Below are 25,904 nucleotides of genomic sequence, written 5' to 3' on the forward strand. Positions count from 1 at the left end.
GGCCGGTACGGGCAGCCGCCCCGCCGCGCCGGACACCGATCGCCGGGCCGAACGCCCGCCGACGCCTGCACCGAATCCGCGGGCCGCCTGCCCGGGAGCCGGGCGACCCTGATGGCGGCCGCGCAGTGAAACGGAGGCAGCACGCATCACCCGTCCCGTGCCGCCTGTGGACCTCGTCGGCCAGCAGTCGCGGAGCCGTGTCGGCCCGTCCAGAAGACGGGTCAACTGCCCGGGTGGGACGCCGCCCAGCCGTTTTCGAGCAGCGCGAAGACCTCGCCGGCGGCTCGGCGCGGTTCGGAGTGCCGCAGGACGAGGCTGCGGGCCTCAAGGGCGAAGCGGGCCAGGGCGGCGCAGCTGACGTCGTCCTCGGGCGCGCCGACGGCCACGGCGATGGCCCGCGCCAGGGCCGCCTCGTGGCGCGTCCACATGCGGTGGGCGTAGTCGCGCAGTGCAGGGGTCTCCTGCACCATGCGCGTGAAGTCGGCGAACCGCGGGTCCGCGGCGTGGATGGCGAGCTGGGTCTGCTTCAGCAGGAGGTGCTCGCGCAACGCCTGCGGGATCGACTGGCCCGGGGGGCGCTCGCGCACGGCCGCGACGAGTGCCGCCTCCAGGTCGTCGTCCTGGTCGAAGACCAGGGCCTCCTTGCCGGAGAAGTGCTTGAACAGGGTGGTGACCGAGACGTCGGCGGCGTCGGCGACGTCCTTGACGCCGACCCGGTCGTAGCCGCGTTCGAGGAACAGCTTGAGTGCGGCGTCAGCCAGGGACTGACGGGTCTGGGCCTTCTTGCGCTCGCGGCGCCCGCTCGGTTCGGTCACGCGTCCACCGTACCGCTAAGTACATCCACTATAAAAGTGGAGTCATTGCACTTATTGATCGGATGTGTTTTCTTGGTGGCGCCAGGCCTCCCGGCACCACCCACTTCCCGAAGGACGCTCCATGAACCCTGCTCGTGATCCCCGCATCGCGATCGTCGGCGCCGGACTCGGCGGCCTCACCTGCGCCCGGATCCTCCGGCAACACGGCCGCTCCGTCACCGTCTTCGAACGCGAGGCGGACGCCGACGCCCGCCCGCAGGGCGGCACCCTCGACATGCACGCCGACACCGGCCAGGCCGCCCTGGACGCGGCGGGGCTCCTCGACCGGTTCCGCACCCTCGCCCGCCCCGAGGGGGACGAGTGGCGCGTGCTCGACTTCGCCACCGCGGCCCTCCTGGCGCAGCAGGGGCCCTCCCCCGACGGCGGCCGGCCGGAGATCGACCGAGGCCACCTACGCGGACTCCTCCTGGACTCGCTCGCCGAGGACACGGTGCGGTGGGACCGCGCCGTCACCGGTGTCACCCCGCTGCCGGACGGCACCTGCCGGCTGCTCTTCGGCGACGGTGCCGCCGAGGACTTCGACCTGGTGGTCGGCGCCGACGGCGCCTGGTCGCGTGTCCGCCCGGCCCTGTCGCACGCCGCACCCCGCTACACCGGCGTCACCTTCGTCGAGGCCGGATTCGACCACTGCGACACCCGCCATCCCGACCTCGCCCGGCTGGTCGGCAACGGATCGATGCTGGCGAAGGGCGCAGGCAGGTCCCTGGTCGCCCAGCGCAACAGCAACGGCCACATCCGCGCCTACATCGCGCTCCGCGCGCCGGAGAACTGGCACGTGGCCGCCGGTATCGAGCTCGGCGACCAACGAGCCGTGCGGACGCACCTGCTGCGGATGTTCGACGGCTGGGACGAGAGCCTGCGCTACATCCTGAGCAACAGCGACAGCGGGTTCGTCCACCGGTCCCTGTTCGTTCTGCCCGCGCCGCACACCTGGGAGCACGTTTCCGGCGTCACGCTGCTCGGCGACGCCGCGCACCTCATGCCCCCGGTCGGGCTGGGCGCCAATCTCGCCATGCTCGACGGCGCCGACCTCGCCCACGCCCTCGTTACCGAATCCAGCGTCGACGACGCCGTCCGCGCCTACGAGAGCATCATGCTGCCGCGCTCGGCCGAGGCCGCGACGAGCAGTGCGCAGGGCCTCGACCATCTCGTTCCCGTGACGGCCACCTGAACCGACCCATCGCCCCCGGCCCCGCGGCCGATCCCGCGTCGATGACGCGGACGCTCGACGGCGGTGGCATCCGCCCCAGGGCGGCATCGCTCGGCCTGGGGCGGCTCCAGGCCGTGTGTCGGAAGTGGATCTCGAGACGTGAACGATCTCGGCTCATGGCGCGGGGAGATCTCACGGACGATCAGTGGGCGGCGCTGGAGCCGTTTTGACTTCCGCTCCCCGCCCTAAAGGGCTAAAGGGCGGGGATTCCTACCACGGTCGTCTGACCGTCTCGGTGGGTTCCTGCTTCTTCGCGCTGTGCGGGGACGGGGCCCCGGCTTACCCGCGCTCGACAGGCTGACACCGCCAGTCCGGCGGCCGTGGCTATGTTGACGGCGGCGTTGACGTCCCGGTCCAGCCAGACGCCGCACGCCTGGCACTGCCAGACGCGGATGTTCAGCGGCTTGGGGCCGTCCTTGACGCCGCAGTGGGAGCACACCTGGGAGGTCGGCTCGAAGCGGCCGATCTTGATCAGGTTCCGGCCGTACTTCGCGGCCTTGTACTCCAGCATGGTGACGAACGCCGACCATCCGGCGTCGTGCACGGACTTGGCGAGCCGTGTGCGGGCGAGTCCTTGACCGCCAGGTCTTCCACCGCGATTGCTTGGTTCTCGCGAATCAGTCCGGTGGAGACCTGGTGGAACTCGCGCCGGGCGTCGGCCACCCGTGCGTGGTTGCGAGCGACCTTGTGACGGGCCTTCTCGCGGTTCTTGCTGCCCTTGGCCTTACGGGACAGGGCTTGCTGTGCGCGTTTGAGCTTCTTCTGCGCGCCGGAGGAACTTCGGGGCGTCGATCTTCCGCCCGTCGTCCGAGGACGGCGAAGTGTCCGAGGCCGAGATCGAGACCGGTGACCGGTTCGGTCTCGGGAAGGATCTCGGGGTCCGTCTCGACAACGAAGCTGGCGAAGTACCGGCCTGCGCTGTCCTTGATCACCGTCACCGAGGATGGCACGGACGGCAAGGCGCGGGACCACTTCACCCGCACGTCGCCGATCTTCGGCAGCGATAGGTCGCCGCCCGGTGTGATCTTCCATCGGGCGTTCGCGGTGAAGCGGATCGCCTGCCGGGTGTCCTTGCGGGACTTGAACCGGGGCGGTCCCATCTTCGGGCGCATGCCCTTGAGGCCGTCGAAGAAGTTCCGGTAGGCGGTGTCCAGGTCCCGGAGGGACTGTTGCAGCACCACGGCGGACACCTCGCCGAGCCATGCCCGTTCGGGGGTGTTCTTCGCGGCCGTGAGCTGCTTGGACAGCTCGCCGGACGGGATGAACGGCAGCCCGGCGGCGCGGGCGGTCTCACGTGCCCGGAGGGCATCATTGAAGGCCACCCGTGCACACCCGAACGCCCTGGCCAGCGCGGAACGCTGAGGCCCGTTCGGGTACACGCGGAAGCTGTACCTGAGCTGCACGGTCAGCACCGTACCATTTTGGTTTATGGCCGAGTATCAGAACATCCGCACTGGTCGGCACTGCGCTTTCGCCCTGCATGCGCACTTGGTTTTCGTGACGAAGTACCGTCACAAGGTGTTCGCCGAGCGGCATCTGACCCGGCTCGAAGAGATCATGCGGGACGTGTGCGCCGACTTCGAGGTGGAGTTGGTCGAGTTCAACGGCGAGAACAACCACGTCCACCTGCTGGTGAACTTCCCGCCGAAGGTCGCCCTGTCCAAGCTGGTCAACTCGCTCAAAGGCGTCAGCTCGCGCCGGCTGCGGCAGGAGTACCCCGAGCTGGTCAAGCACTACTGGCGGGCACAGCGCCTGTGGTCCGGTTCGTACTTCGCCGGATCAGTCGGCGGCGCGCCGCTGTCGATAGTCCGGCAGTACATCGAGCAGCAGAACCGTCCGGCTTGACGGTCTGCGGTGGGCACCGTCCACAGTGCGGGAGGGTGCCCACCGCACAGGTCAGACCCGAATCCGCAGGTAGTGCGGCGTACGTCGGGCTGATACGGCGACAGGTGCCCGTGCTGGTTTGAGATGATCGAGGTTCTCTACGCCTAACCACTCAACCTGCAAGGACACCTGTCTGGTGAAGAAGATATCGCGTCGTCGTACCGCCTCCCGCACCTCCGGCGGGCGCTGGACCAGGTTGGACGCTCGGGTGGGTGGGGTGGACGGGTCGCTGACCGAGAACGGCGGCCTGGTGCTGGTGGCCGAGCTGGACCGGGTGCTGGGGGTCACGGCCGCTCTTGACGCCGGGATCGGGCCGGTCAAGGTACGTGATCGGGGCCTGTCGGGTGGGGAGTTTGCGCTGGCAACGGCGGTGGTTCAGCTGACCGGCGAGGACCACCTGGTCGGCTTCGACCGGCTGCGCGCGGACGTGGTGGGCGAGGGGCTGCTGCCCGCGCCACTCCCGGCCGCGACCACCGCCGCCACCTTGGCGGCACGCTTCGGCCAGGTGCAGCGCGAGGGCATCGAGACCGCGTGCGCCAAGGTCACCGCCCGCGCGCTCGCCGCGCTGCCGGCCAGGGATCGGGCCCCGATCCTGTCCGGGTCGGTCACTATCGACCTGGACGCCAAGGACGTCGAGGTGTTCTCCACCCGCAAGGAACGGGTCGTCCGCTCCTACAAGGGCGAGGTCTCGGGGCGGGTGCACGCCGCGCACTGGGCCCAGGCCGGCACCGTCCTGGCCGCCGATCTCCTCGACGGCCGCTCGGACGGCCGCACCGTCGCCCCTGCCCAGATCGACCGGGCCGTGGACGCCGTGCGCACGGCCGGAGCCACCGGGCAGATCCTGATCCAGGGCGATACGGGCTACTACGCGGGGAGGGTCGCCGAGAAGATCGTCGCCCGCCGGGCGCTGTTCAGGCTTGCCGTACCGCGAAGCCGACCGCTGTGGCGGGCGGTGGCCGCCGTGCACGTCGACGACTGGATCGACGCCCTGGACTACCCGGCCGCGCAGGTCGCACTGTTGGACTACGCGCCACCCGGCTGGCCCGAAGGCACCCGGGTGATCGCGCGACGGGTGCGCTACGACGCCGCCGAACTGTCCGCCGACCCGCGCTCGCGCCGCTCGCGCACCGTCGGCAAGGACCAGCTCGCCCTGGTCCTGGAAGGCCTGGAGGAACAGGCATACGCCTACTCGTTCATCGCCACCAACGAGCCGTTGGACCTGGACGAGGAGGTCGCGGTGGCGGAGTGGGAGTTCCGCCGCCGCACCAGGATCGAGGAACTGTTCCGCGACACCGCGCACGGAGCCGGACTCAACCACCTGCCGTCCGGCTCCCACGCCGTCAACAGCATGTGGATGTGGGGCGCGCTGCTGGCCTACAACCTCACCGCCTGGCTGCAGACGCTCGCCCCGATCGGCCGGGCCCGCCGCCGCATCGCCACCGTGCGACGGCTGCTGATCCGCCGCGCCGCCCGCTGGACCACGACCGCCCGCCGCCACGAACTCCACTTCACCGCCGAAGCCCGCGAGCTGATCGCCAACACGCTGGCCCGGATTCGAGCCCACCGGCACCTGACGGCCACCTGACCTACCGCCCCTACCGGCCCGAACCACCCATCCCCGCCCTGGAAAGCCGTCCACCCGGCACGACAGCCGGACCGTCGGCCTACCCGGAAACCCTGAACCCGGGCCAACGGCCAGCACAGAGATCAACTGACGGACCGTCGGCCACTACCTGCGGATTCGGGTCTGACCCGAATCCGCAGGTAGTGGCGGAGGCTGGTAGCTGATACGACGACAGGTGCGCTTTCGGTTTGAGAAGATTGAGGTTCCTACGCCTAATCGACTCGAACGTGAAAGTGCACCTGTCTGGTGAAGACGATATCGCGTCGCCGTACCGCCTCCCGTACTCCCGGTGGTCGCTGGACCCGTCTGAACGCCCAGGTGGGCGGGGTGGACGGGTCGCTGACCGAGAACGGCGGCCTGCTGCTGGTTGCCGAGCTGGACCGGGTGCTGGGGGTCACCGCCGCGCTGGACGCGGGGATCGGCCCGGTCAAGGAGCGCGACCGGGGCCTGTCCGGGGGCGAGTTCGCGCTGGCCTGCGCGGTGGTGCAGCTGACCGGAGAGGACCACCTGGTCGGCTTCGACCGTCTGCGCGCGGATGCGGTCGGCGAAGGGCTGCTGCCCGCACCGGTCCCGGCTGCTACCACAGCCGCCACGCTCGCGGCCCGGTTCGGGCAGCCGCAGCGGGAGGGCGTGGAGACCGCGTGCGCGAAGCTGACCGGGCGGGCGCTGGCAGCGCTGCCGGTCACCGAGCGGGCCCGGATCCTGTCCGGGCGGGTGACCATCGACCTGGACGCGAAGGACGTCGAGGTGTTCTCCACCCGCAAGGAACAGGTGGTCCGCTCCTACAAGGGCGAGATCTCCGCACGGGTGCACGCCGCGCACTGGGCCCAGGCCGGCGTGGTACTGGTCGCGGACCTGCTGGACGGCCGCTCCGACGGCCGCACCCACGCCCTCGGCCAGATCGACCGGGCCGTGGACGCCGTCCGCGCGGCCAACGCCACAGGACAGGTCCTGTTCCAGGGGGACACCGGCTACTTCGCGGGCAGGGTCGCCGAGAAGATCGTGGCCCGTGGCGCGTTGTTCCGGCTCGGCGTCCCACGCAGCACGGCGCTGTGGCGAGCGGTCGCCCGCGTGCACGAGGACGACTGGATCGACGCCCTCGACTATCCCGACGCGCAGGCCGCCCTGCTGGACCACGCACCGGCCGGCTGGCCGGAAGGCACCCGGGTGATCGCCCGACGAGTCCGCTACGACGCGGCCGACCTCTCGGCCGACGCGCGCTCGCGTCGCTCGCGGACCGTCGGCAGGGACCAGCTCGCCCTGGTGCTGGACGGCATCGCCGATCAGGCGTTCGCCTACTCGTTCTTCACGACCAACGAGGTGCTGGACCTGGACGAGGAGATCGCGCTCGCGGAGTGGGAGTTCCGTCGCCGCACCGAGGTCGAGGAACTGTTCCGCGACACCGCCCACGGCGCCGGCCTGAACCACCTGCCCTCCGCGTCCCACGCCGTCAACGCCATGTGGATGTGGGGCGCGCTGCTGGCCTACAACCTCTCCGCCTGGCTGCAGATGCTCGCACCCATCGGCACCGCACGCCGTCGCATCGCCACCGTCCGTCGCCTGCTCATCGCCCGCGCCGCCCGGTTGACCAGCACCGGTCGCCGCCGTCGGCTCCGGTTCACCGCCGCAGCGGCCAGCCTGATCGGCCAGACACTGGCCCGCATCCGAGCCCACCGCCGCCTCCAGTCCGCCTGACCGACCGCCCCGACCGGTCCAGAACCACCCGCCACCGCCTTGGAAAGCCGCCCACCCGACGCGCCAGCCGGGCCATTGGCCTACCCACATACCCCACACTCCAGCCGACGACCAGCCAAAGAGATCAACTGACAGGCCGTCGGCCACTACCTGCGGATTCGGGTCAGAGCAGGGTTCAGAATCGCTTCACCACCGGGCTGAAGCCCCGTGCACTGCGATTAGTCCAGGTAGCCACCGGGCGGTGATCGCCCGCCGTGGACGGGATGGTCGGACGCGTCGGCAAGTGCCAGACTCACGCTATGCGGATGATCATCGAGGACATGGCTCGCGACTTGGCGCAGGTGCCGGGCGTGGTCGGGGTGCTGCTCGGCGGCAGCCGGGCGCGCGGAGAGCACCGGCCCGAGTCGGACTGGGATCTCGGCGTCTACTACCGTGGCGAGCTTGACGTCGCCGCGTTGCGCGCGCTGGCCGGGCCTGGCGTGGACGTGGCCGCTCCAGGCGGCTGGGGGCCCTGGGTGAACGGTGGCGCCTGGCTGCGGGTCGACGGGGTCGCGGTGGACTGGATCCTTCGGGACCTGGACCGGGTCGAGCAGGTATGGGCCGACTGCTGCGAGGGCCGGTACGAGGTGGGGGTGCAGGCGGGTCATCCGCTCGGATTCTGGTCGCCCTGCTATGCGGGCGAGGTGGCACTCGGGCAGGTACTGGCCGACCCCGGTGGAGAGCTGACCGACCTTCGGCGGCGGACCACGAGGTATCCGGAGCAGTTGCGGGAAGCGCTGACGGCGGGTGCCTGGGAGGCGGAGTTCCTGGCCGGTGCAGCGGCGAAAGGCGCTGCACGGGCCGACATCCTCTACGTCTCCCTGTGCCTGTCGCGAGCGGTCGGCGTGCTGGTGCAGGCGTTGTACGCCGCGGACCGGCGCTGGTGCCTGAACGAGAAGGGCGCCCTGGCCGTCGCCGAGACGCTGCCGACAGCACCACCGGACTTCGGTGCGCGCGTCCGCAGCATGCTGCGGTGCCCCGGAGAGACCCCTGAGGAACTGAGCACGACGGTGGCCCGGACCCAGGCACTGATCCGGGAAGCCCTCACGATCCTGAGAACGCCCACTGCGTAGGCCGCGGATCCGACCAGGAGCCGTGTTGGTCAGGCGGCGAGCCTGGGTCGATCGCGGTAGCGTGCCTGGTCGTTGCGGGTGAACTCCTGTTGCTCGTGCCATCTCCGGTAGGCGTCGAAGTGGCCGTTGCCGCGCAGGTAGCCAATGGCGTCGTCGATGCCCTTGCGGCGGTTCTTCTGCAGCCGGGCGGTGCGGGCAGCGTGTGGAGTTGGTCGGCGACCTGCTCGGCCCCGCCCCCGAGGAGGGGGCGTGCATGGCGGCGACCCGCGCTTCGGCGGTCCGATCACCGGGAGCGTGCGGGCACCAGGGCGCGTCCCACAGGTGGGCGAGAACGTGGATGAGGCCGGTGACGATATGGACGGTCACGTCGCGGCGTTCGGCTTCGGCGGTGATGACGTCGAGTTGGTGCCGGGCTCCGTCCACGAGCACGACCCAGGGCCGGCGGTGCCCGGGGTCGCGGTGCTCGGCCTGGTCGAGAGCGGCGGCCACGACCTCGGCGGCGGTGTCGTTCACCGGGCCGGTCAGCCACTTGGAGCGGGCCTTCGGCCCGGCCCGGGCCGTCGTTCCGGTTCCGGTCCGGGGCCCGGGTCCGTGTCGGGGTTGCGGACGACGTCGTCGAGGTCCCCAACCCAACCGCCTCGGACGCGTCCTCGCGCCGCAGCGGGCCCGCCGCCTCGGCGATCGCCACCAGGATCAGGCGGGAGGCCTGGGAGGTCACCACCGTGTGCCCGGATTCCTCGGCCCTCAACATCACCGGGGCCGGCTCCGCCAGCGGGACCACCACCGACTCCTGCTCAAAACAGGCCAGTTCCCGGCACACCTCCGCGATCCGCTCACGAAGACCGTCAGCGCGACCACGCGCGTCCGCTTCCCGAGCCTCCAACGCCTCGAACAACGACGGCACCACACCGCCCCCGGTCGACGCCCGGCCCAGCGGCGGGCTCCTCGCCCGACGGCCCGGGGCGGTGTCGGCGGGGGTCGCCGTGCGGCCGCCGGGTCCGTCCCGGGCCGCGGTGTCCGCGGGCGGCGCGGATCGCGGATCAGTAGGACTGAAGCTCAATCAGGCGGCCGTCGGGGTCGCGCAGGTGGGCGCTGCGCAGGTTTGGTCCCCACTCGGGGCGGTTGGTGGGTTCGACCGCGAGCGTGCCCCCGTGGCGCAGGCAGAGGGCGAGCGATTCGTCCACGTCGGTGACGCGGAAGACCAGCATGCTCGCGTCCTGGACCGGCGGAGCCTCGACCGGGAGCTCGGAGGTGCCGACGGTGAAGGCCATCAAGCCGCGGTCGAAGAGCGAGAGGAGGGCCTGGTCGGCGACGTCCCAGTTGGCGTACGGGCCCGCGGACGAGCCCTTGACCAGGACGGCGCCCGTCAGCGGGGGAAGGACGGCCTCGTAGAAGTCGAAGCACTCGGCGAAGCGCGAGACGAGCAGGCGGTTGTACAGGGCGTCCACGGCGGGCTCCTGGGATCGACGGCCAATATTAGTGGGTCTTCACCCACTATAGGGTCGCACCATAGACTTCTGCCATGACCTCAGAGATTCCCGAGAACGCCGAGAACGCCGGAACGGGTGGGACTGCTGGAATTGCCGGAACCGTCAGGGGCGCCGGTGGGGCCGGGGCCGCCGGCCCGGCCGCGGTCTCGGGCACCGATGAGCGGGCCACCCCGCCCACGCTGCTCGACCTCAGCACTTACCTCCTCTCCCGGACCGGCAAGGCCGCCCGTGGCCGGCTCGCGGAGCGGCTGGCCGGCCGGGGCCTGCGGCTCTGGGACATGGCCGTGCTCGCCGCGCTCGCCGACTTCGGGCCGCACGCCCAGCGCGACCTGGTCCGGCGGCTCGGTGTGGACGCGAGCGACATGGCGAAGGTCGCCGACCACCTCGCCTCCGCGGGCTACGTCGAGCGGATCCGCGACACCGCCGACCGCCGACGCGTCTCGGTCAGCATCACCGGGGCCGGCCGGGCCGTCCTGGCCGAGCTGGACGAGGCGGCCCGCGCCGTCCAGGACGAGGTGCTCGCGCCGCTCACCCCGGAGGAGCGCCTGACACTCCACGAGCTGCTGCGCCGCGTCCACGGAGGCGTGCAGGGCGCGCCCTGACGGAGGGTCGGCCGGCTAGGGCCTGTTTCAAGTTCAGATCTTCGGTTTCGCCGTTTCCGGACGCTCGGCGGTTGCGTCCTGGTAGAAGTTCGGCGTGACGCGTGGTGATCTGACTGATGCCGAGTGGGAGTTGGTGGAGCCGTTTCTGCCGTTGGGCGAGCGCGGCCCGATCCCGGACCTGCGCAGGCACTTCAACGCGGTGATGTGGCGGTTTCGGACCGGGAGTCCGTGGCGTGACATCCCTGAACGCTACGGCTCCTGGTCGACCGTCTATGGCCGGTTCCAGCTCTGGGCGCTGTCGGGCACCTTCCAGACGCTGATGGACGGGATGATCGCCGAGGCCGCCGCTCGGGGGCAGGTCGATCTCAGCCTGGTCAGCGTGGACTCCACAGTCGCCCGCGCACACCACCACGCGGCCGGTATGGTCGTCGACTCCGCGCTCCTGGAGGAGCTGGAGAAGGCCGTCGCGGAGGAAAAGGGGCTTCGCGAAAGGGGCAAAATGCCTCGTTAGCGGAGGCGGCACCCCCTGTCGACGACCCGGCACGTGAGGAACGCCGCCGTGTCCGCCGGCGCCGTAGAGCCCGGCTACGGGCGGCCGAACTGGGCCGCTCGCGCGGTGGGCTGACCACCAAGACCCACCTCGCGGCCGAGCGCCGCTGCCGGCCACTGTCGTTCGTCCTCACGCCCGGACAGTCTGCTGACAGCCCGCGCTTCATCGAGGTGGTCGAGCGAATCAAGGTCCGCGTCCCGGTCGGCCGACCCCGCACCCGACCCGACGCGATAGCCGGCGACAAGGCCTACTCCTCCCGCGCCAACCGCAACTACCTGCGCCGCCGCCGGATCAGGGCGGTCATCCCGGAGAAGGCCGACCAGGCCGCCAATCGTAAGAAGCGGGGTTCACGCGGCGGTCGCCCCGTTGCCCACGATCAGGAGCTCTACAAGGAGCGCAGCACCGTCGAACGCTGCATCAACAAGATCAAGGAGTGGCGGGGCCTGGCCACGCGCTATGACAAGACCCCCGCCAGCTACCTCGCCGGACTCCACCTGCGCGGTGCCGTCATCTGGCTCCGCAGCCTCAAACCCGAATGATCCGAACTTGGAACAGGCCCTAGGTCGGCCGGGCGAGCGGAAGGGGGCGCCGGGCGCCGGCGAACTCGGGCGCCCAGCGCGGGTCCTCAAGCACGTCCGAGAGCCGGGCGACGAGTGTGCCGGTGTGCTCCGCGTGGATCATGGCGCCGCCGCCCGCGCAGACGCCGACGTGGTGCAGCGGGGCGTCCCGGCGGGAGAAGAAGAGCAGGTCGCCGGGGAGCAGGTCGCGGACGGCGACCGGGGCGGAGCGGTGGTACTGCGCGACGGTGTAGTGGGCGAGGTCCACCGCCCCGCCGCTGGCCTGGTACCAGCAGAACAGTGCAAGGCCGCTGCAGTCGAAGCCGACGGTGTTCTCGCCGAGGCACTGGCCGTTCAGGTAGCCGTTCTCCTCGTCGCAGAATCCGATGCTCGCGCCGAGCCGGTCGCCGCCGCCCCAGGCGTAGGGGACACCGATCTGCGCGGCGGCGACGGTGGCGGCCCGGCGCCCCCAGGCTGCGACCGCGTCCGGCGTGGGCGTGTCCGGTGCAGGCGTGTCGGGCGCGCCCGGCGCGCCGGAGGTCGACGAGGTGGCGGCGGACGCGGGAGCGATCCCCAGGGCCGGCGTGACGCCGGCGCCCAGGGCCAGTCCGAACCCCAACAGTCGGCGGCGGCCGACACTCCGGCCCGATGGCGAGCAGCGCATGGCGAACCCCTTGTAGCGGTGGACCACCAGGATCCCGGGCGGTGCCGGGGGCCGCCATCACCCGCACCGGTGAACCCGCGGTGGCGTCCCCCAAGTGTCGTACGGCGGTCGCCGGTAAATGGTTTGACGGGTGGTCGCGGGGTGCCGACGATGAGGCGCAAACACCTGTTCGACCCATCCGGAGCCCCAGATGAGCAGTGCCGTTCGGCTGATCCGAAACCACCGGCTCACCCAGGCCGTCGACTACGCCTACGGCGCGGCCGTGGACGCACCGGTCCGCTCGCTCTGGCTGGCCGGTGCCTGCCCGCTCGACACGGAGGGGCGGACGGTCGCGGTCGGCGACTACGCGGGGCAGGCGCACCAGGTCATGCGGAACCTGATAGCCGTCCTGGAGGACGAGGGCGCCGCGCTGACCGACCTCGTCCGGACCACGGTGTACGTGGCCTCCTCCGACCAGGCCGACCTGGTGAAGGTCTGGGAGGTCTACCGCTCGTACCTGGGGAGCCACGACGTCCCGAGCACCCTGCTCGGAGTCTCGGTGCTCGGGTACAACGACCAGCTCGTCGAGGTGGAGGCGGTCGCGGTGCTGTCGTGAGGCTGTCGTGCCGCGGCGGGGTGTGGCGGGGCGCGGCGGCGTCCCGGGTCCGGCGCGAGTTCCGGGTGGTGGCCGAGGCCTCAGCCGGCGGTGAGGGGGTCGTCCAGCCGCTCGGAGCCCTCGACGACGTCGCGTTCCATACCGCCGGCGATGAACGCGTCGCGGGCCTCGACCGGGTCGGGCGGCGAGAGCGCGGAGAGCCTGCTGCGTCCCGTCCCGCCCCGGTCGGCTCGAAGAGCACGGTCAGGGGCGACGAACGCTCGGGAGAGCTGGTCGACGGCTATCGTGTACCCCTTCCCCTTCTGTCCCGTCTGCCCCTTCACGGCCGTTCGGTTGAGAACAACGCGATGCCCCTCCGCCGACGTGTTCAACCAAGAGGTTGAGAGCGGACCGTCGCGGTCGCGGACGTCGCTCGGGTGCCGGGGGAGGGGCAGCGGTGGGCGGTCAGCCCTTGGCTGCGGCTCGCCGGGCGAGGATCGCCGCCTGCCGTTCGTCGAACCGGGCCGCCTGGACGGTCAGGGTGTCGAGCAGCAGCCCCAACTGTTCCTGCGCCTCGCGACCGTCCGGCCCCAGCCCGCCGACCTGCGCCACCTTGAGGTGGCGCAGGACGGGCAGTAGGACGTCGTCGAGGTGGACGCGTAGGTTGTACACGCCGTCGACGGCGATCCGCGCGGCGGCGCGCTCGAAGCCGGGCATGCCGTGGCCCGGCATGCGGAAGTTCGTCACCACCTCGGTGACGGCCTGCATCGCCTGGTCCGGGGCGAGTTCGAACGCGGCCCCGAGCAGGTTTCGGTAGAAGATCATGTGCAGGTTCTCGTCGTTGGCGACCTGGGCCAGCATCCGGTCGCAGACCGGGTCGCCCGAGGCGTGCCCGGTGTTGCGGTGCGAGATGCGGGTGGCCAGCTCCTGGAAGGCGACGTACGCGACCGTGTGGAGCGGGGAGTGCCGGTTGTCAGAGACGAACCCGTTGCGCATGTGGGTCATGCGGGCGCGTTCCAGCTCCGCCGGGTCGACTGCGCGGGATGCGACGAGGTAGTCGCGCAGGACGATGGAGTGCCGGGCCTCCTCGCTGGTCCACTGGTGCACCCAGGTGCCCCAGGCCCCGTCGCGGCCGAACAGGGTTGCGATCTCGTGGTGGTAGCTGGGCAGGTTGTCCTCGGTCAGCAGGTTCACCACGAGCGAGACCCGGCCGACCTCGGTGAGCGGCGACTGCTCGGCCGACCACGGCTCGCCGCCGAGCGGTCCGTCGAAGTCCCGCCCCCGGCTCCAGGGCACGTACTCGTGCGGCATCCACTCCTTGAAGACCCGCAGGTGGCGGTCGAGCTCCCGTTCGACCACCTCCTCCAGGGCCTGCAGCAGTCGGACATCGGTCCACCCGGTGCGGGTAGAGGTGCTGCTCACGGGTTCAACTCTCGATCGACGGGAAACCTACGGTTCCGTAGGTAGCGTCACCGTAGGTCGCCCGCGCCGGTGGCGTCTGGGGCCCTTGGACCCCATTTGCAGCGGAATGCGTCGCGCGGAACGGCCGCGGCCGACGAGGCGCTCCGGCGGTGCGGGCGCGGCGACCTGCGAGGGTGCCGGCGGGAGATGTCCGGGAATCCTTGACCCCATAGGTGGTCTATGCCAATCTCTCAGCCAGGTCTGGACCAATACCCCTGGAGGAGTTGCCCGGGGGGCGGCCTGAAGGAACCACGGGGAGAGTGTCGAGTTCCATGCGCAGAGGCACCGTTGGCGAGACCGCAGGAGCGCCTGAGCCGTTCCGGACGCCCGGGTCGTCCGGGTCCGGGTCCGGGTCCGGGTCCGGGGCCGATGCCGATGCCGGGGTCGGGGTCGGGGTCGGGCGCACGGTGCACGGGCTGCTGGAGCTCAGGGCGGCGGTGCAGCCCGACCGGACGGCGATCAGCACCGACGACGGCCGGAGCCTGACCTTCGCCCAGTGGCACGACGCCTCCACCGCCGTGGCGGTCGCCCTGGTCCGCCGCGGCATCCGGCCCGGCGACCGGGTCGGCCTGCTGTTCGGCCTGCGCGACTGGCCCGACTTCGCCGTCCACTACTGCGCGGTGACCCGCGCCGGCGCCACGGCCGTGCCGATCTCGGACCGGCAGCCGGCCGAGGCGGTCGCCTTCGTGCTCGGCCACTGCGAGGCAGCCGGGCTGGTCGCGGGCCCTGCCGCCCAGGTGCCGACCGGTCCGTGGTGGACCGCCTCGCCGGCCGAACTCGTGGCCGAGACGGGCGTTTCGGCCGCCGTGGCCGCCGAGCTGGAGCGGCTGCCGGCGGTCGGACCGGACGCGCCCGCCCAGGTCCTCTACACCTCCGGCACCACCGGCCGTCCCAAGGGCGTGCTGGCCACGCACGGCAACGTCGTGCACGGCACCCGGCCCCACGCCCGGCACCGACCGCTGACCCACTCCGAGGAGTTCCTGCACTGCTTCGCGGTGGGCACCAACGCGGGCCAGACCATGCTGCTGAACGCGCTGGACGCACACCCGGCGGCGCTGGTCGCCACCCGGTTCACCCCGGGCCGGTTCGCCCGGCTGATCGAGCAGCGGGCGGTCGGCAGCGTCTTCCTCGTCCCGGCGATGGCCGCCGAACTGCTCAACGCCCGTGTGCAGGAACGCTTCGACCTCTCCTCGGTCCGGCTGCTCGGCTCGACCGCCGCCGCTCTGCCGCCCACCGTGGCGACGGCGCTCACCGAGGCGTTCCCCCGCGCCGCCGTGGTCAACTACTACACCTCCACGGAGGCCGCGCCGGCACAGACCGCGATGGTCTACGACCCGCAGCGGCCGACGGCGCTCGGCCTGGCGGCGCGCGGCAGTGTGATGGTGGCCGGACCCGACGGCCGCCCGCTGCCGGCCGGCGAGACCGGCGACGTCCACCTGAGGTCTCCCGGTGCCCAACGCGCGTACTACCGCGACGCGGAGGCCGGGGCGGGCGTCTTCCGGGCCGGCTGGGTCCGGATGGGCGACGTCGGCTTCCTCGACGCGGACGGCTACCTGCACCTGGTGGACCGCGAGTCCGACGTCATCAAGTCCGGTGCGTACAAGGTCTCGACGCTGCAGGTGGAAGCGGCCGCGCTGGAGCACCCGGCGGTCGCCGAGGTGGCCGTCGTCGGCCTTCCGCACCCCGTGCTCGGGATGAGCGTCGGTGCCGCCGTCGTCGCCGCTCCGGGCGCCGAGTTCGATCCGGCCGAGCTGCGCTCCTTCCTGGCCGGGCGGCTGGCCGCCCACGAGATCCCCGGCCGGATCACCATCCTGGAGGCGCTGCCGCGCAACGAGGGCGGCAAGCCGCTCAAGCGGGCGGTACGGGAACTGCTCGCCGCCCCGGCCTGACCCGGCCCACGTCCGCTGCGGGGGCGGATGCCGGATCCAACCTCCACCTCCGGCCCCACCGGAGGTGGTTCGGCCGTGCCGCCGTCCATCCTCCGCGCGTGCCGCCACCCCGTCGTCGTCCGCTGCAGTGCCCTCCACCGTCCTTCGTGTCCGTCGTCCTTCGCGTTCGCCGTCGTACGCGACTGCCTCACCGCGCCCCGCCGGGGCGCCCCGCCCTGCCCCGCCTCGTCCGTGGCACCTCCGATCCCCGAAGCGAGTTGTCGATGCCTGAGCCGATCCCCGACCACACCACGGAATCCGCGCCGGAAGCGGCTGTTCCCGCGACGCCCGCCCAGCAGGGCGTCTGGCTCACCGAGCGCCTGGGCGCCGCCGGTGCCGGCTACCACATGCCGCTGCTGATCTCCTTCGACCGCGTGGACGCCGCCGCCCTGACCGCTGCCTGCGCCGCCATCGCCGATCGCCACCCGGCCCTGCGCGTCGCCCTCGTGGAGCAGGACGGCTCGCTGCAACTCCGCCCGTCCGAAGCCGCGTTCAGTGTCACAGAGGTCGACGCCACCGGCGTCGGGCCGGAAGGGCCGGACAGGCTGCTGGCCGACGAGACATCCCGCCCGTTCGACCTGGCCGCCGGCCCGCTCACGCGCTTCACGCTCGTCCACCGCGCCGACGGCCGCACCGACCTGCTGGTCGTCGCGCACCACGCCGTCTTCGACGGCATCTCCAAGGACGTCCTGGTCGCCGACCTCGCCGCGGCCTACAACGTCCTCGTGGCGGAGTCGGACACCCCCGGCCCGGCGCTGCCCGGCGGTCCGGTCGTGCTCCACCACCACGCCGTGCCCGCGCCGGACGCGATCCTGGTCCGCGAGGCCGCCGACCGGTTCGGCCCGCGCTGGTCCGATCCGGCCGAGGTGCTGCTGCCCGGCGTCCGGCGCACCTCGCACGGCGCCGGCCCCGGTGAGGCCGTCACCCGGACGCTCGACCCGGCCGCCCTCCGCACGGCCGCCGACTCCTGCGGCGTGACCACCTTCGAGTTCCTGCTCTCCGCCGTGCACGCCCTGCTCCGCCGGTACGGCAACACCGATGCCCCGGTGGCTCTGGCCCTCTCCACCCGGACGCCCGAACTGGCCAGCGAGATCGGTCTGTTCGTCAACGAGCTGCCGCACTTCGCGCCGCCCGCCGGCGAACCGGCCCGGACCTTCGCCGAGTTCGCCGCGGCCGTCCGGTCCGACCTGCGCGAGCTGTACCGCTTCCGCACCGTCCCGCTGGGCGCCGCGGTCGGCGGCCTCACTCCCCGCCTCGGCCTCACCCCGGTCTCCTTCGGCTACCGGCGGCGCGCGCCCGAGCCGGTCTTCACCGGCACGCACGCCCGCGTCGACTGGATGGTGTTCAACGGCACCGCCCGCAACACCCTCCACCTCCAGGTGGTCGAGGCCGAGGACGCGTGCCGCCTGAGCCTCCAGTACGACCCCGCCGTGCTCGTCCCCGAGGCGGCCCACCGGATCGCCGGGCACCTCGAAACCCTGCTCGGGACGGCGATCGCCGCCCCGGGCACCCCCGTCGACCGGCTGCCGCTGCTCGACGCGGCGGAGCTTCGGCTGGTCACCGAGGAGTGGAACGACACCACCCGCCCGTATCCGTTCGACCGCACCGTCCTCGACCTCTTCGACGCGCAGGCCGCGGCGGCCCCCGAAGCCGTCGCCGTCACCGCCGCCGACGCCACACTCGACTATCGCGAACTGCGCGAGCAGTCCGCCGACCTGGCCGGGCGGCTGGCCGCCCTCGGGGTCGGCCCCGGCTCGCTGGTCGCGCTGCACCTGGAGCGGACCTCGCTGCTGCCGGTGGCCCTGCTCGCCGTGCTCCGCACCGGTGCCGGGTACCTGCCGCTCGACCCCGGCCACCCCGCCGACCGGCTCGCCTTCGTCCTCGCCGACTCCGGCGCCGCACTGGTGCTCGCCGACGGGGAGTTGAGCGCCGACGTCGCGGCGGCCGCTCCGGTGGTGCTGCGGCTCGACCGGCCGGTCGGGTCGCACGCGACGGCGGGGGAGACCGGCGGGCCCGCCGGGCCCGCCGCCCCCGGCCCGGACGACCGCGCCTACGTGCTCTACACCTCCGGCTCGACCGGGCGGCCGAAGGGCGTGGCGATCGGGCACCGGGCCCTGGTCAACCTCCTCACCTCCTTCGCCGACCGGCTGGGCTCGGGCCCGGCCGACGTCTGGCTCGGTCTGACCTCGCTCTCCTTCGACATCGCCGGTCTGGAGTTCCACCTGCCGCTGATCACCGGTGGCCGCCTGGTCCTCGCGGAGGACGGGCTCGCCCTGGACGGGCCGGGCCTGAACGCACTGATCCGGCGCGAGGGCGTCACCCACGTGCAGGCCACGCCGTCCGGTTGGCGGGTGATCCTGTCAGGCGCGGACGACTCCGTCGGGGACGCCGCCCACGCGACTCCGTCCGCCCCCGTCGGCCCGCCCGCTCCCGTCGGCCCGGGTGCCCACGCCGGTCTGGAGGCCGTCACCGGGCTGGTCGGCGGCGAGGCGCTGCCGCTGCCGCTCGCGCGCGAGCTGCGCGCGCGGATCGCCCGTCTGTTCAACGTCTACGGGCCCACCGAGACCACGATCTGGTCCACCTGCGCGGAGGTCCCCGCCGAGCCGGCGGCGGTCGGCATCGGTCGTCCCATCGCCAACACCCGCGCCTACGTGCTCGACCACCACCGCCGGCCGCTGCCCGTCGGCGTCGTCGGCGAGCTGTACCTGGGCGGCGACGGCGTCGCCGAGGGCTACCTCGGGCGGCCCGAACTGACCGCCGAGCGCTTCGTCGAGGACCCGTACGGCCCGCCCGGCGCCCGCCTCTACCGGACCGGCGACCTCGCAGCCTGGACGGCCGAGGGCGAGCTGGACTTCCTCGGCCGGATCGACGACCAGGTGAAGATCCGCGGGCACCGGATCGAGCTCGGAGAGATCGAGGCCCGGCTGCTGGAGCACCCGGCGGTCGCGGAGGCGGCCGTCGCCGTCGACCTGGACGCCGCCGGCGAGCCGCGCCTGGTCGGCTACCTGGTGGCCGCCGACCGGGCCGGGGATGCGCCGGCCGGCCAGGCTCCGACGGCGGCAGCGCTGCGCGAGTACCTGCGCCGCAGCCTGCCGGGCTTCATGGTGCCGCAGTTGTTCGTACCGCTGGCTGCGATGCCGCTGACGCCCAACGGCAAGCTGGACCGGCGCGCCCTGCCCCCGGCGGGCGCCGTGGAGGTGCCGACGGAGGTGCAGGACGACGGTACTGCCGGGGTCGAGCCGACGGTTCCCGCCGACCCGCTGGTGGCCGAGCTGGCCGCGATCTGCTCCGAGGTGCTCGGCATCCCCGACATCGGCCCGGACGAGGACCTGTTCGACCTCGGCGCCCACTCGCTGATGTTCATCCAGATCGGCGCCCGGATCCGCAAGTCCTTCGGCGCGGAGCTCGACCTCGACGTCTTCTTCGACACCCCGACTGCGGCCGAGATCGCCGAGGCCGTGAAGGAGCTGCTGCCGTGACCGCACACCCGGACCACCGCCGGGAGGGCCTGCTGGCCGCCCTCGCCGACATCGTGGCCGACGCCACCGACGGCGAACTGGCCGCGGCCGACCTGCTGGCCGCCGCGGCCACCCCGTTCGTCGCCCTCGGGATCGGCTCGCTCGCCCAGCTCCGCCTCGTCGACGCGGTGGAGACCCGGTACGAGGTCCTCCTCGACCTCGACGGCGACGGCGACTTCCTGCGCAGCCTCGCCGCGCTCGCAGATCACCTGGTCGCCGTCCACGGCGTGGCGGAGAGCAGCGTGGCGGAGATCGATGTGGCGGAGAGCAGCGTGGCGCGGAACAGCGAGGCCCAGAGCAGGGCCGCCGCCTCAGCCTGAGCACCGTTCCCACGCCACCGCGCCCACGCGCCACCGCCACCGCCCCCGGCCCGCCCCGTGCGGGCCGGGGAGCCGCCGTGCCGGCCCCGGCTCAGCCCGCAGCCGCGGCCGTCACCCGCTCCTCGACGGCGCGCAGGAAGGGTTCCACCTCGGCGGCCGGGAAGTACCGGGTGTCCACCAGCAGCGTGGCGATCGGCTCGCCCTCGCGGTGCGCCAGCCCGAAGAAGAACCTGCTGTCCTGCCGCACCCACCGCGGCCGCCACGAGAACCGCCCGGCCGGCAGCCCGCCCGGGGCCACGGGCCCGCAGGGAGCGGCCTCGCCGCCGGGGGAGCGGTCCGGCGGTCGGTGGTCGTTGAAGAACGCGTTCAGGTCCAGCGCGGTGCCGCGCCGCAGCTCCTCCGCCGCCACCGTCTCCGCGAGTGCGGCGGGGTCGTAGTGACCGTGCCGGGAGGTCTGCAGCTGGGCGCGCCAGGCCTGTCGGGCGAGCTCGTCGAACGGGCCAGCCGTCCCCAGCACGACGAGCCCGTTCTGGGCGAAGGCTCCGACGGCCGTGCGCTGCGCCTCGGTGACCCGGTTGCCCAGGATCACCTTCAGCGGCACCGACGCCGCACCCGTGCGTGCGCCCAGCTCCAGTCCGACGGCCGCCAGCACCACGGCGCTCGGGGACGTACCGGTGCGCAGCGCGGCGACCCGGCCGGCGGCGTCCAGCCGGGGGCAGACGAGCTGCCCCTCCCACCACCGCTCGGCCGCGCCGGCAGGCTCGGGCCGGTCCGCCGTCGAGCCCACCGCCTCGGGCCCGACCGCCTCGGGCCACAACGAGTTCGGGATCCCGGCCAGTTGGCGGGTCCACAGGGCGGCGGCCGCCGCGCTCCGGGCGGCCGCCGGCGGGCTCGCCTCGTACGCGGCCTGCTCCCGCGGCTGCCGGCCCGGCACCGGCGGCGGGAGGGTGCCCGGGCGGCGGCGCTGCTGCGCGAGCAGCCGGCGCAGGTCGTCCCGGACCACCAGGGCGCCGGTGCCGTCGGCGGCGATGTGGGCCATGGTCAGCACCGCCCCGGTGACCAGTCCGTCCACCAGCACGGCGCTGACCCGCAGCGGCGGCGGGGCGCCGAGGCGCCCGTCCCGGTCCGGGCCGGTCGCCGACAGCTCGAAGCGGACGGCCTTGTCCCGGGCGGCGACGCGCTGCAGGACGACCGCCAGGGGCCAGCCCGCCGGGGCCACGACGAGTCGAACGTCCAACGTGCCGGTTCCTGCGAGCAGTTGCTCCAGGCCCCCGTCGGACGTCGTGCGGTACAGCGTGCGCAGTGACTCGTGCCGCTCCAGCAGTGCCCGTACGGCCGAGCCGAGTGCCGCCGGCTCGACGGGGTGCCGCAGCTCCACGGGCAGGGCGATGTTGAAGTAGTGGTCGTCCGGTGCGTACCAGGAGATGGGAGCCCAGATCGTCCGCTGCCCCCACGTCGCCGGGCCCGTCGCGTGCGCGAGCCCCTCGAAGCGGACCTCCAGGTGCCCGCCGTCCACCAGCGGTACGCCGCCGTCGTGCTCGTTCTCGTCGTCCACCTGGATCCCCCGGTTCGTCTCTGCCCACAATGGTTCAGACCAATACGTGGCACCGGATCCTAGGCCCCCGCCTCCCGCGGGGCCAGGAGTGTCCGGACGTCGGCCGCCCCGGTGCCCGGGCCGGGCTGCCGCCGGCCGGGCGGGTCGGGGATCATGGGGGCGTGACACGCATCCTGACCCGCAGTGACCTGGAGGCCGTGCTGGAGCCGGCGGCCTGCCTGGCGGCCCTGGCGGACGGCTTTCGAAACGCCGACGAGTGGTCGGCGTCCGGGCAGCGGGTCCGGGCGGACCTGCCGTTCCCCGGAACGGCCACCGCTCTGATCCCCGGGCTGCTGCCCGGCGTGGACGGCTACACGGTGAAGGTGAACGCCAAGTTCCCCGGCGCCCGCCCGGCGCTGCGCGGGGTGATCTGCCTGCACCACGGCCGCGACGGGGAACTCCTCGCGCTGCTGGACTCCGCCACCGTCACGGCCTGGCGCACCGGCCTGGCGGCGGCCCTGGGGACGCACGTCCTCGCGGAGGCCGACCCGGACGGGAAGGCGGTGCTGGGTGTGATCGGCGCGGGCGCACAGGCGGAGCTGACGGTGCGTGGGCTCCGCAGCCTGCGGACCTTCCGTGACCTCGTGGTGCACGACACCGATCCGGCGCGGAGCGCGGCCTTCGGCGTCCGGCACGGCGGGCGGACCGTCGGCTCCGCCGCGGAGGTCGCCGCGGCCGCGGACGTCCTGCTGCTGGCCACCTGGTCGCGGGAGCCCCTGTTGCACCTCGCCGACACCCGGCCCGGCCAGCACCTGACGTCGCTCGGGGCCGACGAGCCCGGTAAGCAGGAGCTCTCCGCGGATCTGCTCGCCGCTTCGCTCCTGGTGGTCGACGACCGGGAGCCGGCGGCCGCTGCCGGGGCGCTCGCGGCAGCCGGCATGCCCGCCTCGGCCGCCGCGGCGACCCTGGGCGAGGTCCTTCGCGGCGAGCACCCGGGTCGTACGGACGGCGCGGCGCGGACCGTCTACGCCCCCGTCGGGCTGCCCTGGCAGGACCTCGCCCTCGCCGGCCTCGCCCTCCGGCGGGCCGAGGCGTGCGACATCGGGGCGAGGATCGACCTGCTCTCCTGACCCGGTGCCTGCCCCTCCGGCGTCCGGCGGCCAGACGGGAGGCCGCCCCGGAGCCACCCTCAGCCCACCCCGCAGGTCGCCCCGGAGCCGGAGGCCGCTCCGAGACCGGACGCCGCCCCGGAGCCGGAGGCCGCCCGGGCCCTGTGGGGAAGCGCCTCGTGCGGATGCCCGACCGACATGGATCGAACGGGGTCCGACTTCGGCGGTGCCGGCGCGATGAGGTGGCCGGATCTTCGCCCGACGTGACCGGATGTCGCTCCCGTCGTCCGCCTCCGCGCCCCGCTTCGCATGTCAGTGCGGCGCGACATGATGGGCTCATGAAGGACGCAGCCACCTCGGCCTCCCCCGCTTCCCTGGCGTCTCCCGACGCCTACGTCGGCGCCGTCGCGACGGCCGTCCGGGCCGCCGCGGCGTACTACGCCGACGGTTCCACCCCGCTCGGCGACGACGAGTACGACGCCCTGGTGCGCGCCATCGGGGCCTACGAGGCAGAGCACCCGGACGAGGTGCTGCCGGACTCGCCGACCGGCAAGGTGGCCGGCGGCGCGGCGGTCGGCGACGTTCCCCACTCCGTGCCGATGCTCTCGCTCGACAACGTCTTCTCCGCCGAGGAACTGGAGTCCTGGGCCGCCGGGCTGGAGCGCCGGCTCGGCCGGCCGGTCGCCGCCTGGTGCGTGGAGCCCAAGCTGGACGGCCTCGCCGTCGCCGCCCGCTACCGGGCCGGCCGCCTCGCCCGGGTGCTGACCCGGGGCGACGGCCTGGCCGGCGAGGACATCACGCACGCCGCCGACGCCGTGCTCGGCCTGCCCGAGCGGCTGGCCGAGCCGGTCGACATCGAGCTGCGCGGCGAGGTCCTGCTCACCCAGGAGCAGTTCGACCACGCCAACGCCGTCCGTACCGCGCACGGTGCCACCCCGTTCGCCCACCCGCGCAGCGGCGCCGCCGGCACCCTGCGGGCGAAGGACCGGCCCTACCGCGTCGAGCTCACGTTCTTCGCCTACGGCGCGGTCGGTCTGCCCGGCGCCGACCACGGCGACCTCGACCACGGCGACCTGCTCGCCCGGCTCGCCGAGCTCGGGGCCAACACCGCGGCCAGCACGGCCGCCGATCCGCGCCGCTGCGCCACGCTGGCGGAGGTCGCGCAGCGGATCGAGGAGATCGCCGCCCTGCGCGCCGCGCTGCCGTTCGGCATCGACGGGGTCGTGGTCAAGGCCGACGCGGTGGCCGACCAGCAGGAGGCCGGCTCCGGCTCGCGCGCCCCGCGCTGGGCGGTGGCCCGCAAGCTCCAGGCGCAGCACAAGGTCACCCGGCTTCTCGGCGTCGAGTGGAACGTCGGCCGGACGGGCATCATCGCGCCCCGCGCCGTCCTGGAGCCGGTGGTCATCGACGGCGTCACCGTCACCTACGCCACCCTGCACAACCCGGCCGACATCGAGCGGCGCGGCCTGATGATCGGCGACCAGGTCTTCGTCTACCGCGCCGGTGACGTCATCCCGCGGGTGGAGGCGCCGCTGGTGGACGAGCGCACCGGGGCCGAGCAGCCGGTCGAGTTCCCCGCGGTCTGCCCGCGCTGCGGCGACGCCGTCGACACCTCGGAGCAGCGGTGGCGCTGCGTGCGCGGCCGGGGCTGCCAGGCGGTCGCGTCGATCGTCTACGCCGCCGGGCGGGACCAGCTGGACATCGAGGGCCTCGGCGGCACCCGGGCCGTCCAGCTCGTCGAGGCCGGGCTGGTCGCAGACCTCGCCGATCTCTTCACCCTCACCAAGGAGCAGCTCCTCACCCTGGAGCGGATGGGCGACACCAGTGCGACTACTGCCTTTAGTTGACACATACTGACGATATCTGTCATCAAGATCATGGGCGTGCTGTTACGTTCTGTGATTCAAGATCCTAAATGTCGTTTCAGGGCGAAGTCAGCACGGAACCGACCTGGATGGGATTCGCTCATGCCGAGCCAGCACCACCTGACAGGTTCCAATGACGATCAGCTATCGATCAATTGCCTGACGACTCAGACCGGTGGCTGTGGGTCGTATTGGATGACCCGACGGACCTGACGCGCACGCTCCGGCGACGCCAGTCGACTAACCAAGTAGAGTGCCATATCGATGCCGGCTGAGACGCCAGCGGAGGTGATCACGTCGCCCTCGTCGACGAACCGGGCGTCGGCACGCACATTGATGGTCGGGTCGATCTCCTTGAGTAGATCAAGCGATCCCCAGTGTGTGGTGGCTGAGCGATCACGCAGCAGTCCGGCCGCGGCGAAGACCAACGAGCCGGTGCACACGCTGGTCATCAATGGTACAACTCGGCGCTGCTGGCGAATCCATTCCAGGTGCTGGGTGTCCTTGAGCTGGGGACGGGTTCCCAGACCGCCAGGATGCAGCAGCACATCCAGTCTCGGCATTTCGGCCACCGAGAGGTGTGCCTGGACGGCCAAACCATTTGCGCAGGCGGTGGGGCCGCCGTCGAAAGAAGTGCAGAATACGGCCCAGCCGTCCTCGGGGTAGTTGCGTGTCCAGAACGACAGGACCTCCCAAGGGCCAATTGCGTCCAGCTCCTCGACACCGGGGAACAGGAAGATCCCGATCTGACGCACATCTCTATCGCTCATACGCACATCCAAGCAGCTCAGATCCTCCACAGCCACGCGACTTCTTTCCCGCACCGGTCCTCTCCGACCACGATGGCCCGGCGCATGTAAACGTGGTATGGAACCCCCTTTTAATGAACGCGACATCGGCCATCCGCGCTGCGCAGACACACCCCGGATCCCGTTGAGTCTTACAAATGCTGGAGCACTCCCCAGGCGTAGGCATTCAGGATTGCTCCGCTCATGACAGCCAGGCGCTCAAGCCTCCTTTGCGTGGGCTGCCGACCGCTGAGTTCACCCGGGGACCGTCTCGCCGGCGCGCAGGGGTTGCGAGGACAGGGGATCTCCACCGCCGACACGTTCCTTGGTTGCGGTAGTGCGGGATCACCTCGCATTGCCCACCCGGGGCGGACGCCTTGGAGGCGCGGCCACCATTGATCGACGATCGAACGTACCCTCGCCTAGCGCTTCGTCTGTCGCTGCCAGGCGCTGCAGTGTCAGTGCCTTGAGTGGCCTGGTACTTCGTGCACCATAACATGACGCCCGCCGGCCTGATGCGGGTACTCCATTCGGAATTGCTTCC

18 protein-coding genes and 3 pseudogenes are annotated in these 25,904 nt (G+C 72.5%); 13 read left to right on the forward strand and 8 right to left on the reverse strand.

From position 1 onward, the window contains the following. Positions 1-221: 221 nt before the first annotated feature. Positions 222-815, reverse strand: a complete 594-nt coding sequence (locus ACF9IK_RS34430; RefSeq protein WP_395297987.1) for a TetR/AcrR family transcriptional regulator — start codon at positions 813-815, stop codon at positions 222-224. 121 nt (positions 816-936) lie between these two features. Here ACF9IK_RS34430 and ACF9IK_RS34435 point away from each other — a divergent pair, with 121 nt between their 5' ends. Further along, positions 937-2,046, forward strand: coding sequence for an FAD-dependent oxidoreductase (locus tag ACF9IK_RS34435; protein WP_395297988.1), 1,110 nt, complete (start codon positions 937-939; stop codon positions 2,044-2,046). 232 nt (positions 2,047-2,278) lie between these two features. On the opposite strand, the pseudogene ACF9IK_RS34440 reads toward ACF9IK_RS34435, so the two are convergent. Next, positions 2,279-3,488: pseudogene (locus ACF9IK_RS34440) on the reverse strand (RNA-guided endonuclease InsQ/TnpB family protein). A 25-nt stretch (positions 3,489-3,513) separates the two neighbouring features. On the opposite strand from ACF9IK_RS34440, the gene tnpA reads away from it, so the two are divergent. The 4 genes from tnpA to ACF9IK_RS34460 all read left to right on the forward strand — a co-directional run bounded on the left by tnpA (position 3,514) and on the right by ACF9IK_RS34460 (position 8,400). Then, positions 3,514-3,930: an IS200/IS605 family transposase gene (gene tnpA, locus ACF9IK_RS34445; protein ID WP_395292292.1), complete on the forward strand. Its 417-nt coding sequence runs from the start codon at positions 3,514-3,516 to the stop codon at positions 3,928-3,930. A gap of 175 nt (positions 3,931-4,105) precedes the next feature. After that, on the forward strand, positions 4,106-5,554 hold the full coding sequence (locus ACF9IK_RS34450; RefSeq protein WP_395292754.1) for an IS1380 family transposase: 1,449 nt from the start codon (positions 4,106-4,108) through the stop codon (positions 5,552-5,554). 285 nt (positions 5,555-5,839) lie between these two features. Beyond that, positions 5,840-7,288 (forward strand): IS1380 family transposase, encoded by a 1,449-nt coding sequence (locus ACF9IK_RS34455; RefSeq protein ID WP_395292486.1) that lies wholly within the window; start codon positions 5,840-5,842, stop codon positions 7,286-7,288. A 299-nt stretch (positions 7,289-7,587) separates the two neighbouring features. Then, on the forward strand, positions 7,588-8,400 hold the full coding sequence (locus ACF9IK_RS34460) for a DUF4037 domain-containing protein (protein WP_395297989.1): 813 nt from the start codon (positions 7,588-7,590) through the stop codon (positions 8,398-8,400). A 1,040-nt stretch (positions 8,401-9,440) separates the two neighbouring features. Here ACF9IK_RS34460 and ACF9IK_RS34465 read toward each other — a convergent pair. Next, positions 9,441-9,848, reverse strand: coding sequence for a glyoxalase/bleomycin resistance/extradiol dioxygenase family protein (locus tag ACF9IK_RS34465; protein WP_395297990.1), 408 nt, complete (start codon positions 9,846-9,848; stop codon positions 9,441-9,443). 74 nt (positions 9,849-9,922) lie between these two features. Between ACF9IK_RS34465 and ACF9IK_RS34470 the strand changes: the two genes are divergently transcribed. Further along, positions 9,923-10,492: a MarR family winged helix-turn-helix transcriptional regulator gene (locus ACF9IK_RS34470; RefSeq protein ID WP_395297991.1), complete on the forward strand. Its 570-nt coding sequence runs from the start codon at positions 9,923-9,925 to the stop codon at positions 10,490-10,492. Between the two features lie 94 nt (positions 10,493-10,586). After that, positions 10,587-11,581: pseudogene (locus ACF9IK_RS34475) on the forward strand (IS5 family transposase). Between the two features lie 19 nt (positions 11,582-11,600). On the opposite strand, the gene ACF9IK_RS34480 reads toward ACF9IK_RS34475, so the two are convergent. Then, on the reverse strand, positions 11,601-12,263 hold the full coding sequence (locus ACF9IK_RS34480) for a C40 family peptidase (protein WP_395297992.1): 663 nt from the start codon (positions 12,261-12,263) through the stop codon (positions 11,601-11,603). Positions 12,264-12,453: 190 nt separating this feature from the next. Between ACF9IK_RS34480 and ACF9IK_RS34485 the strand changes: the two genes are divergently transcribed. Next, entirely contained in the window at positions 12,454-12,858 is a 405-nt protein-coding gene (locus ACF9IK_RS34485; protein ID WP_395297993.1) for a RidA family protein, read from the forward strand. 80 nt (positions 12,859-12,938) lie between these two features. Here the strand turns inward: ACF9IK_RS34485 and ACF9IK_RS34490 are convergent, their stop codons facing one another. Both ACF9IK_RS34490 and ACF9IK_RS34495 read right to left on the reverse strand, forming a co-directional pair. After that, complete coding sequence (locus ACF9IK_RS34490) at positions 12,939-13,181, reverse strand: hypothetical protein (RefSeq protein ID WP_395297994.1); 243 nt, start codon at positions 13,179-13,181, stop codon at positions 12,939-12,941. 121 nt (positions 13,182-13,302) lie between these two features. Then, positions 13,303-14,259, reverse strand: a complete 957-nt coding sequence (locus ACF9IK_RS34495; protein ID WP_395297995.1) for an acyl-ACP desaturase — start codon at positions 14,257-14,259, stop codon at positions 13,303-13,305. A gap of 446 nt (positions 14,260-14,705) precedes the next feature. Here ACF9IK_RS34495 and ACF9IK_RS34500 point away from each other — a divergent pair, with 446 nt between their 5' ends. The 3 genes from ACF9IK_RS34500 to ACF9IK_RS34510 all read left to right on the forward strand — a co-directional run bounded on the left by ACF9IK_RS34500 (position 14,706) and on the right by ACF9IK_RS34510 (position 20,064). Continuing rightward, positions 14,706-16,187 carry a class I adenylate-forming enzyme family protein gene (locus tag ACF9IK_RS34500; RefSeq protein ID WP_395297996.1) on the forward strand — a complete coding sequence of 494 codons (1,482 nt, stop codon included), beginning with the start codon at positions 14,706-14,708 and terminating at the stop codon, positions 16,185-16,187. 263 nt (positions 16,188-16,450) lie between these two features. Continuing rightward, positions 16,451-19,705 (forward strand): non-ribosomal peptide synthetase, encoded by a 3,255-nt coding sequence (locus ACF9IK_RS34505; RefSeq protein ID WP_395297997.1) that lies wholly within the window; start codon positions 16,451-16,453, stop codon positions 19,703-19,705. Next, entirely contained in the window at positions 19,702-20,064 is a 363-nt protein-coding gene (locus ACF9IK_RS34510) for an acyl carrier protein (RefSeq protein ID WP_395297998.1), read from the forward strand. Before ACF9IK_RS34505 ends, ACF9IK_RS34510 begins: the two co-directional genes overlap by 4 nt. A 91-nt stretch (positions 20,065-20,155) precedes the next feature. On the opposite strand, the gene ACF9IK_RS34515 is transcribed toward ACF9IK_RS34510, so the two are convergent. Beyond that, positions 20,156-21,619 carry a hypothetical protein gene (locus ACF9IK_RS34515; protein ID WP_395297999.1) on the reverse strand — a complete coding sequence of 488 codons (1,464 nt, stop codon included), beginning with the start codon at positions 21,617-21,619 and terminating at the stop codon, positions 20,156-20,158. A 161-nt stretch (positions 21,620-21,780) separates the two neighbouring features. Here ACF9IK_RS34515 and ACF9IK_RS34520 point away from each other — a divergent pair, with 161 nt between their 5' ends. Together ACF9IK_RS34520 and ligA are read left to right on the forward strand one after the other, a co-directional pair. Further along, positions 21,781-22,728 carry an ornithine cyclodeaminase family protein gene (locus tag ACF9IK_RS34520; RefSeq protein WP_395298000.1) on the forward strand — a complete coding sequence of 316 codons (948 nt, stop codon included), beginning with the start codon at positions 21,781-21,783 and terminating at the stop codon, positions 22,726-22,728. A gap of 317 nt (positions 22,729-23,045) precedes the next feature. Further along, positions 23,046-24,533, forward strand: a pseudogene (gene ligA / locus ACF9IK_RS34525) (NAD-dependent DNA ligase LigA); the annotation flags it as partial. Positions 24,534-24,739: 206 nt separating this feature from the next. On the opposite strand, the gene ACF9IK_RS34530 reads toward ligA, so the two are convergent. Continuing rightward, positions 24,740-25,372 carry a DJ-1/PfpI family protein gene (locus ACF9IK_RS34530; protein ID WP_395298001.1) on the reverse strand — a complete coding sequence of 211 codons (633 nt, stop codon included), beginning with the start codon at positions 25,370-25,372 and terminating at the stop codon, positions 24,740-24,742. Between the last annotated feature and the right edge of the window lie 532 nt (positions 25,373-25,904).

Source organism: Kitasatospora hibisci (assembly GCF_043950205.1).
GTDB lineage: Bacteria > Actinomycetota > Actinomycetes > Streptomycetales > Streptomycetaceae > Kitasatospora > Kitasatospora hibisci.

Coding starts and splice junctions, on each gene's coding strand:
- ACF9IK_RS34470 (WP_395297991.1), top strand. CDS start 9,923: ATGACCTCAGAGATTCCCGAGAACGCCGAGAACGCCGGAACGGGTGGG.
- ACF9IK_RS34485 (WP_395297993.1), top strand. CDS start 12,454: ATGAGCAGTGCCGTTCGGCTGATCCGAAACCACCGGCTCACCCAGGCC.
- ACF9IK_RS34505 (WP_395297997.1), top strand. CDS start 16,451: ATGCCTGAGCCGATCCCCGACCACACCACGGAATCCGCGCCGGAAGCG.
- tnpA (WP_395292292.1), top strand. CDS start 3,514: ATGGCCGAGTATCAGAACATCCGCACTGGTCGGCACTGCGCTTTCGCC.
- ACF9IK_RS34460 (WP_395297989.1), top strand. CDS start 7,588: ATGCGGATGATCATCGAGGACATGGCTCGCGACTTGGCGCAGGTGCCG.
- ACF9IK_RS34480 (WP_395297992.1), bottom strand. CDS start 12,263: ATGCGCTGCTCGCCATCGGGCCGGAGTGTCGGCCGCCGCCGACTGTTG.
- ACF9IK_RS34435 (WP_395297988.1), top strand. CDS start 937: ATGAACCCTGCTCGTGATCCCCGCATCGCGATCGTCGGCGCCGGACTC.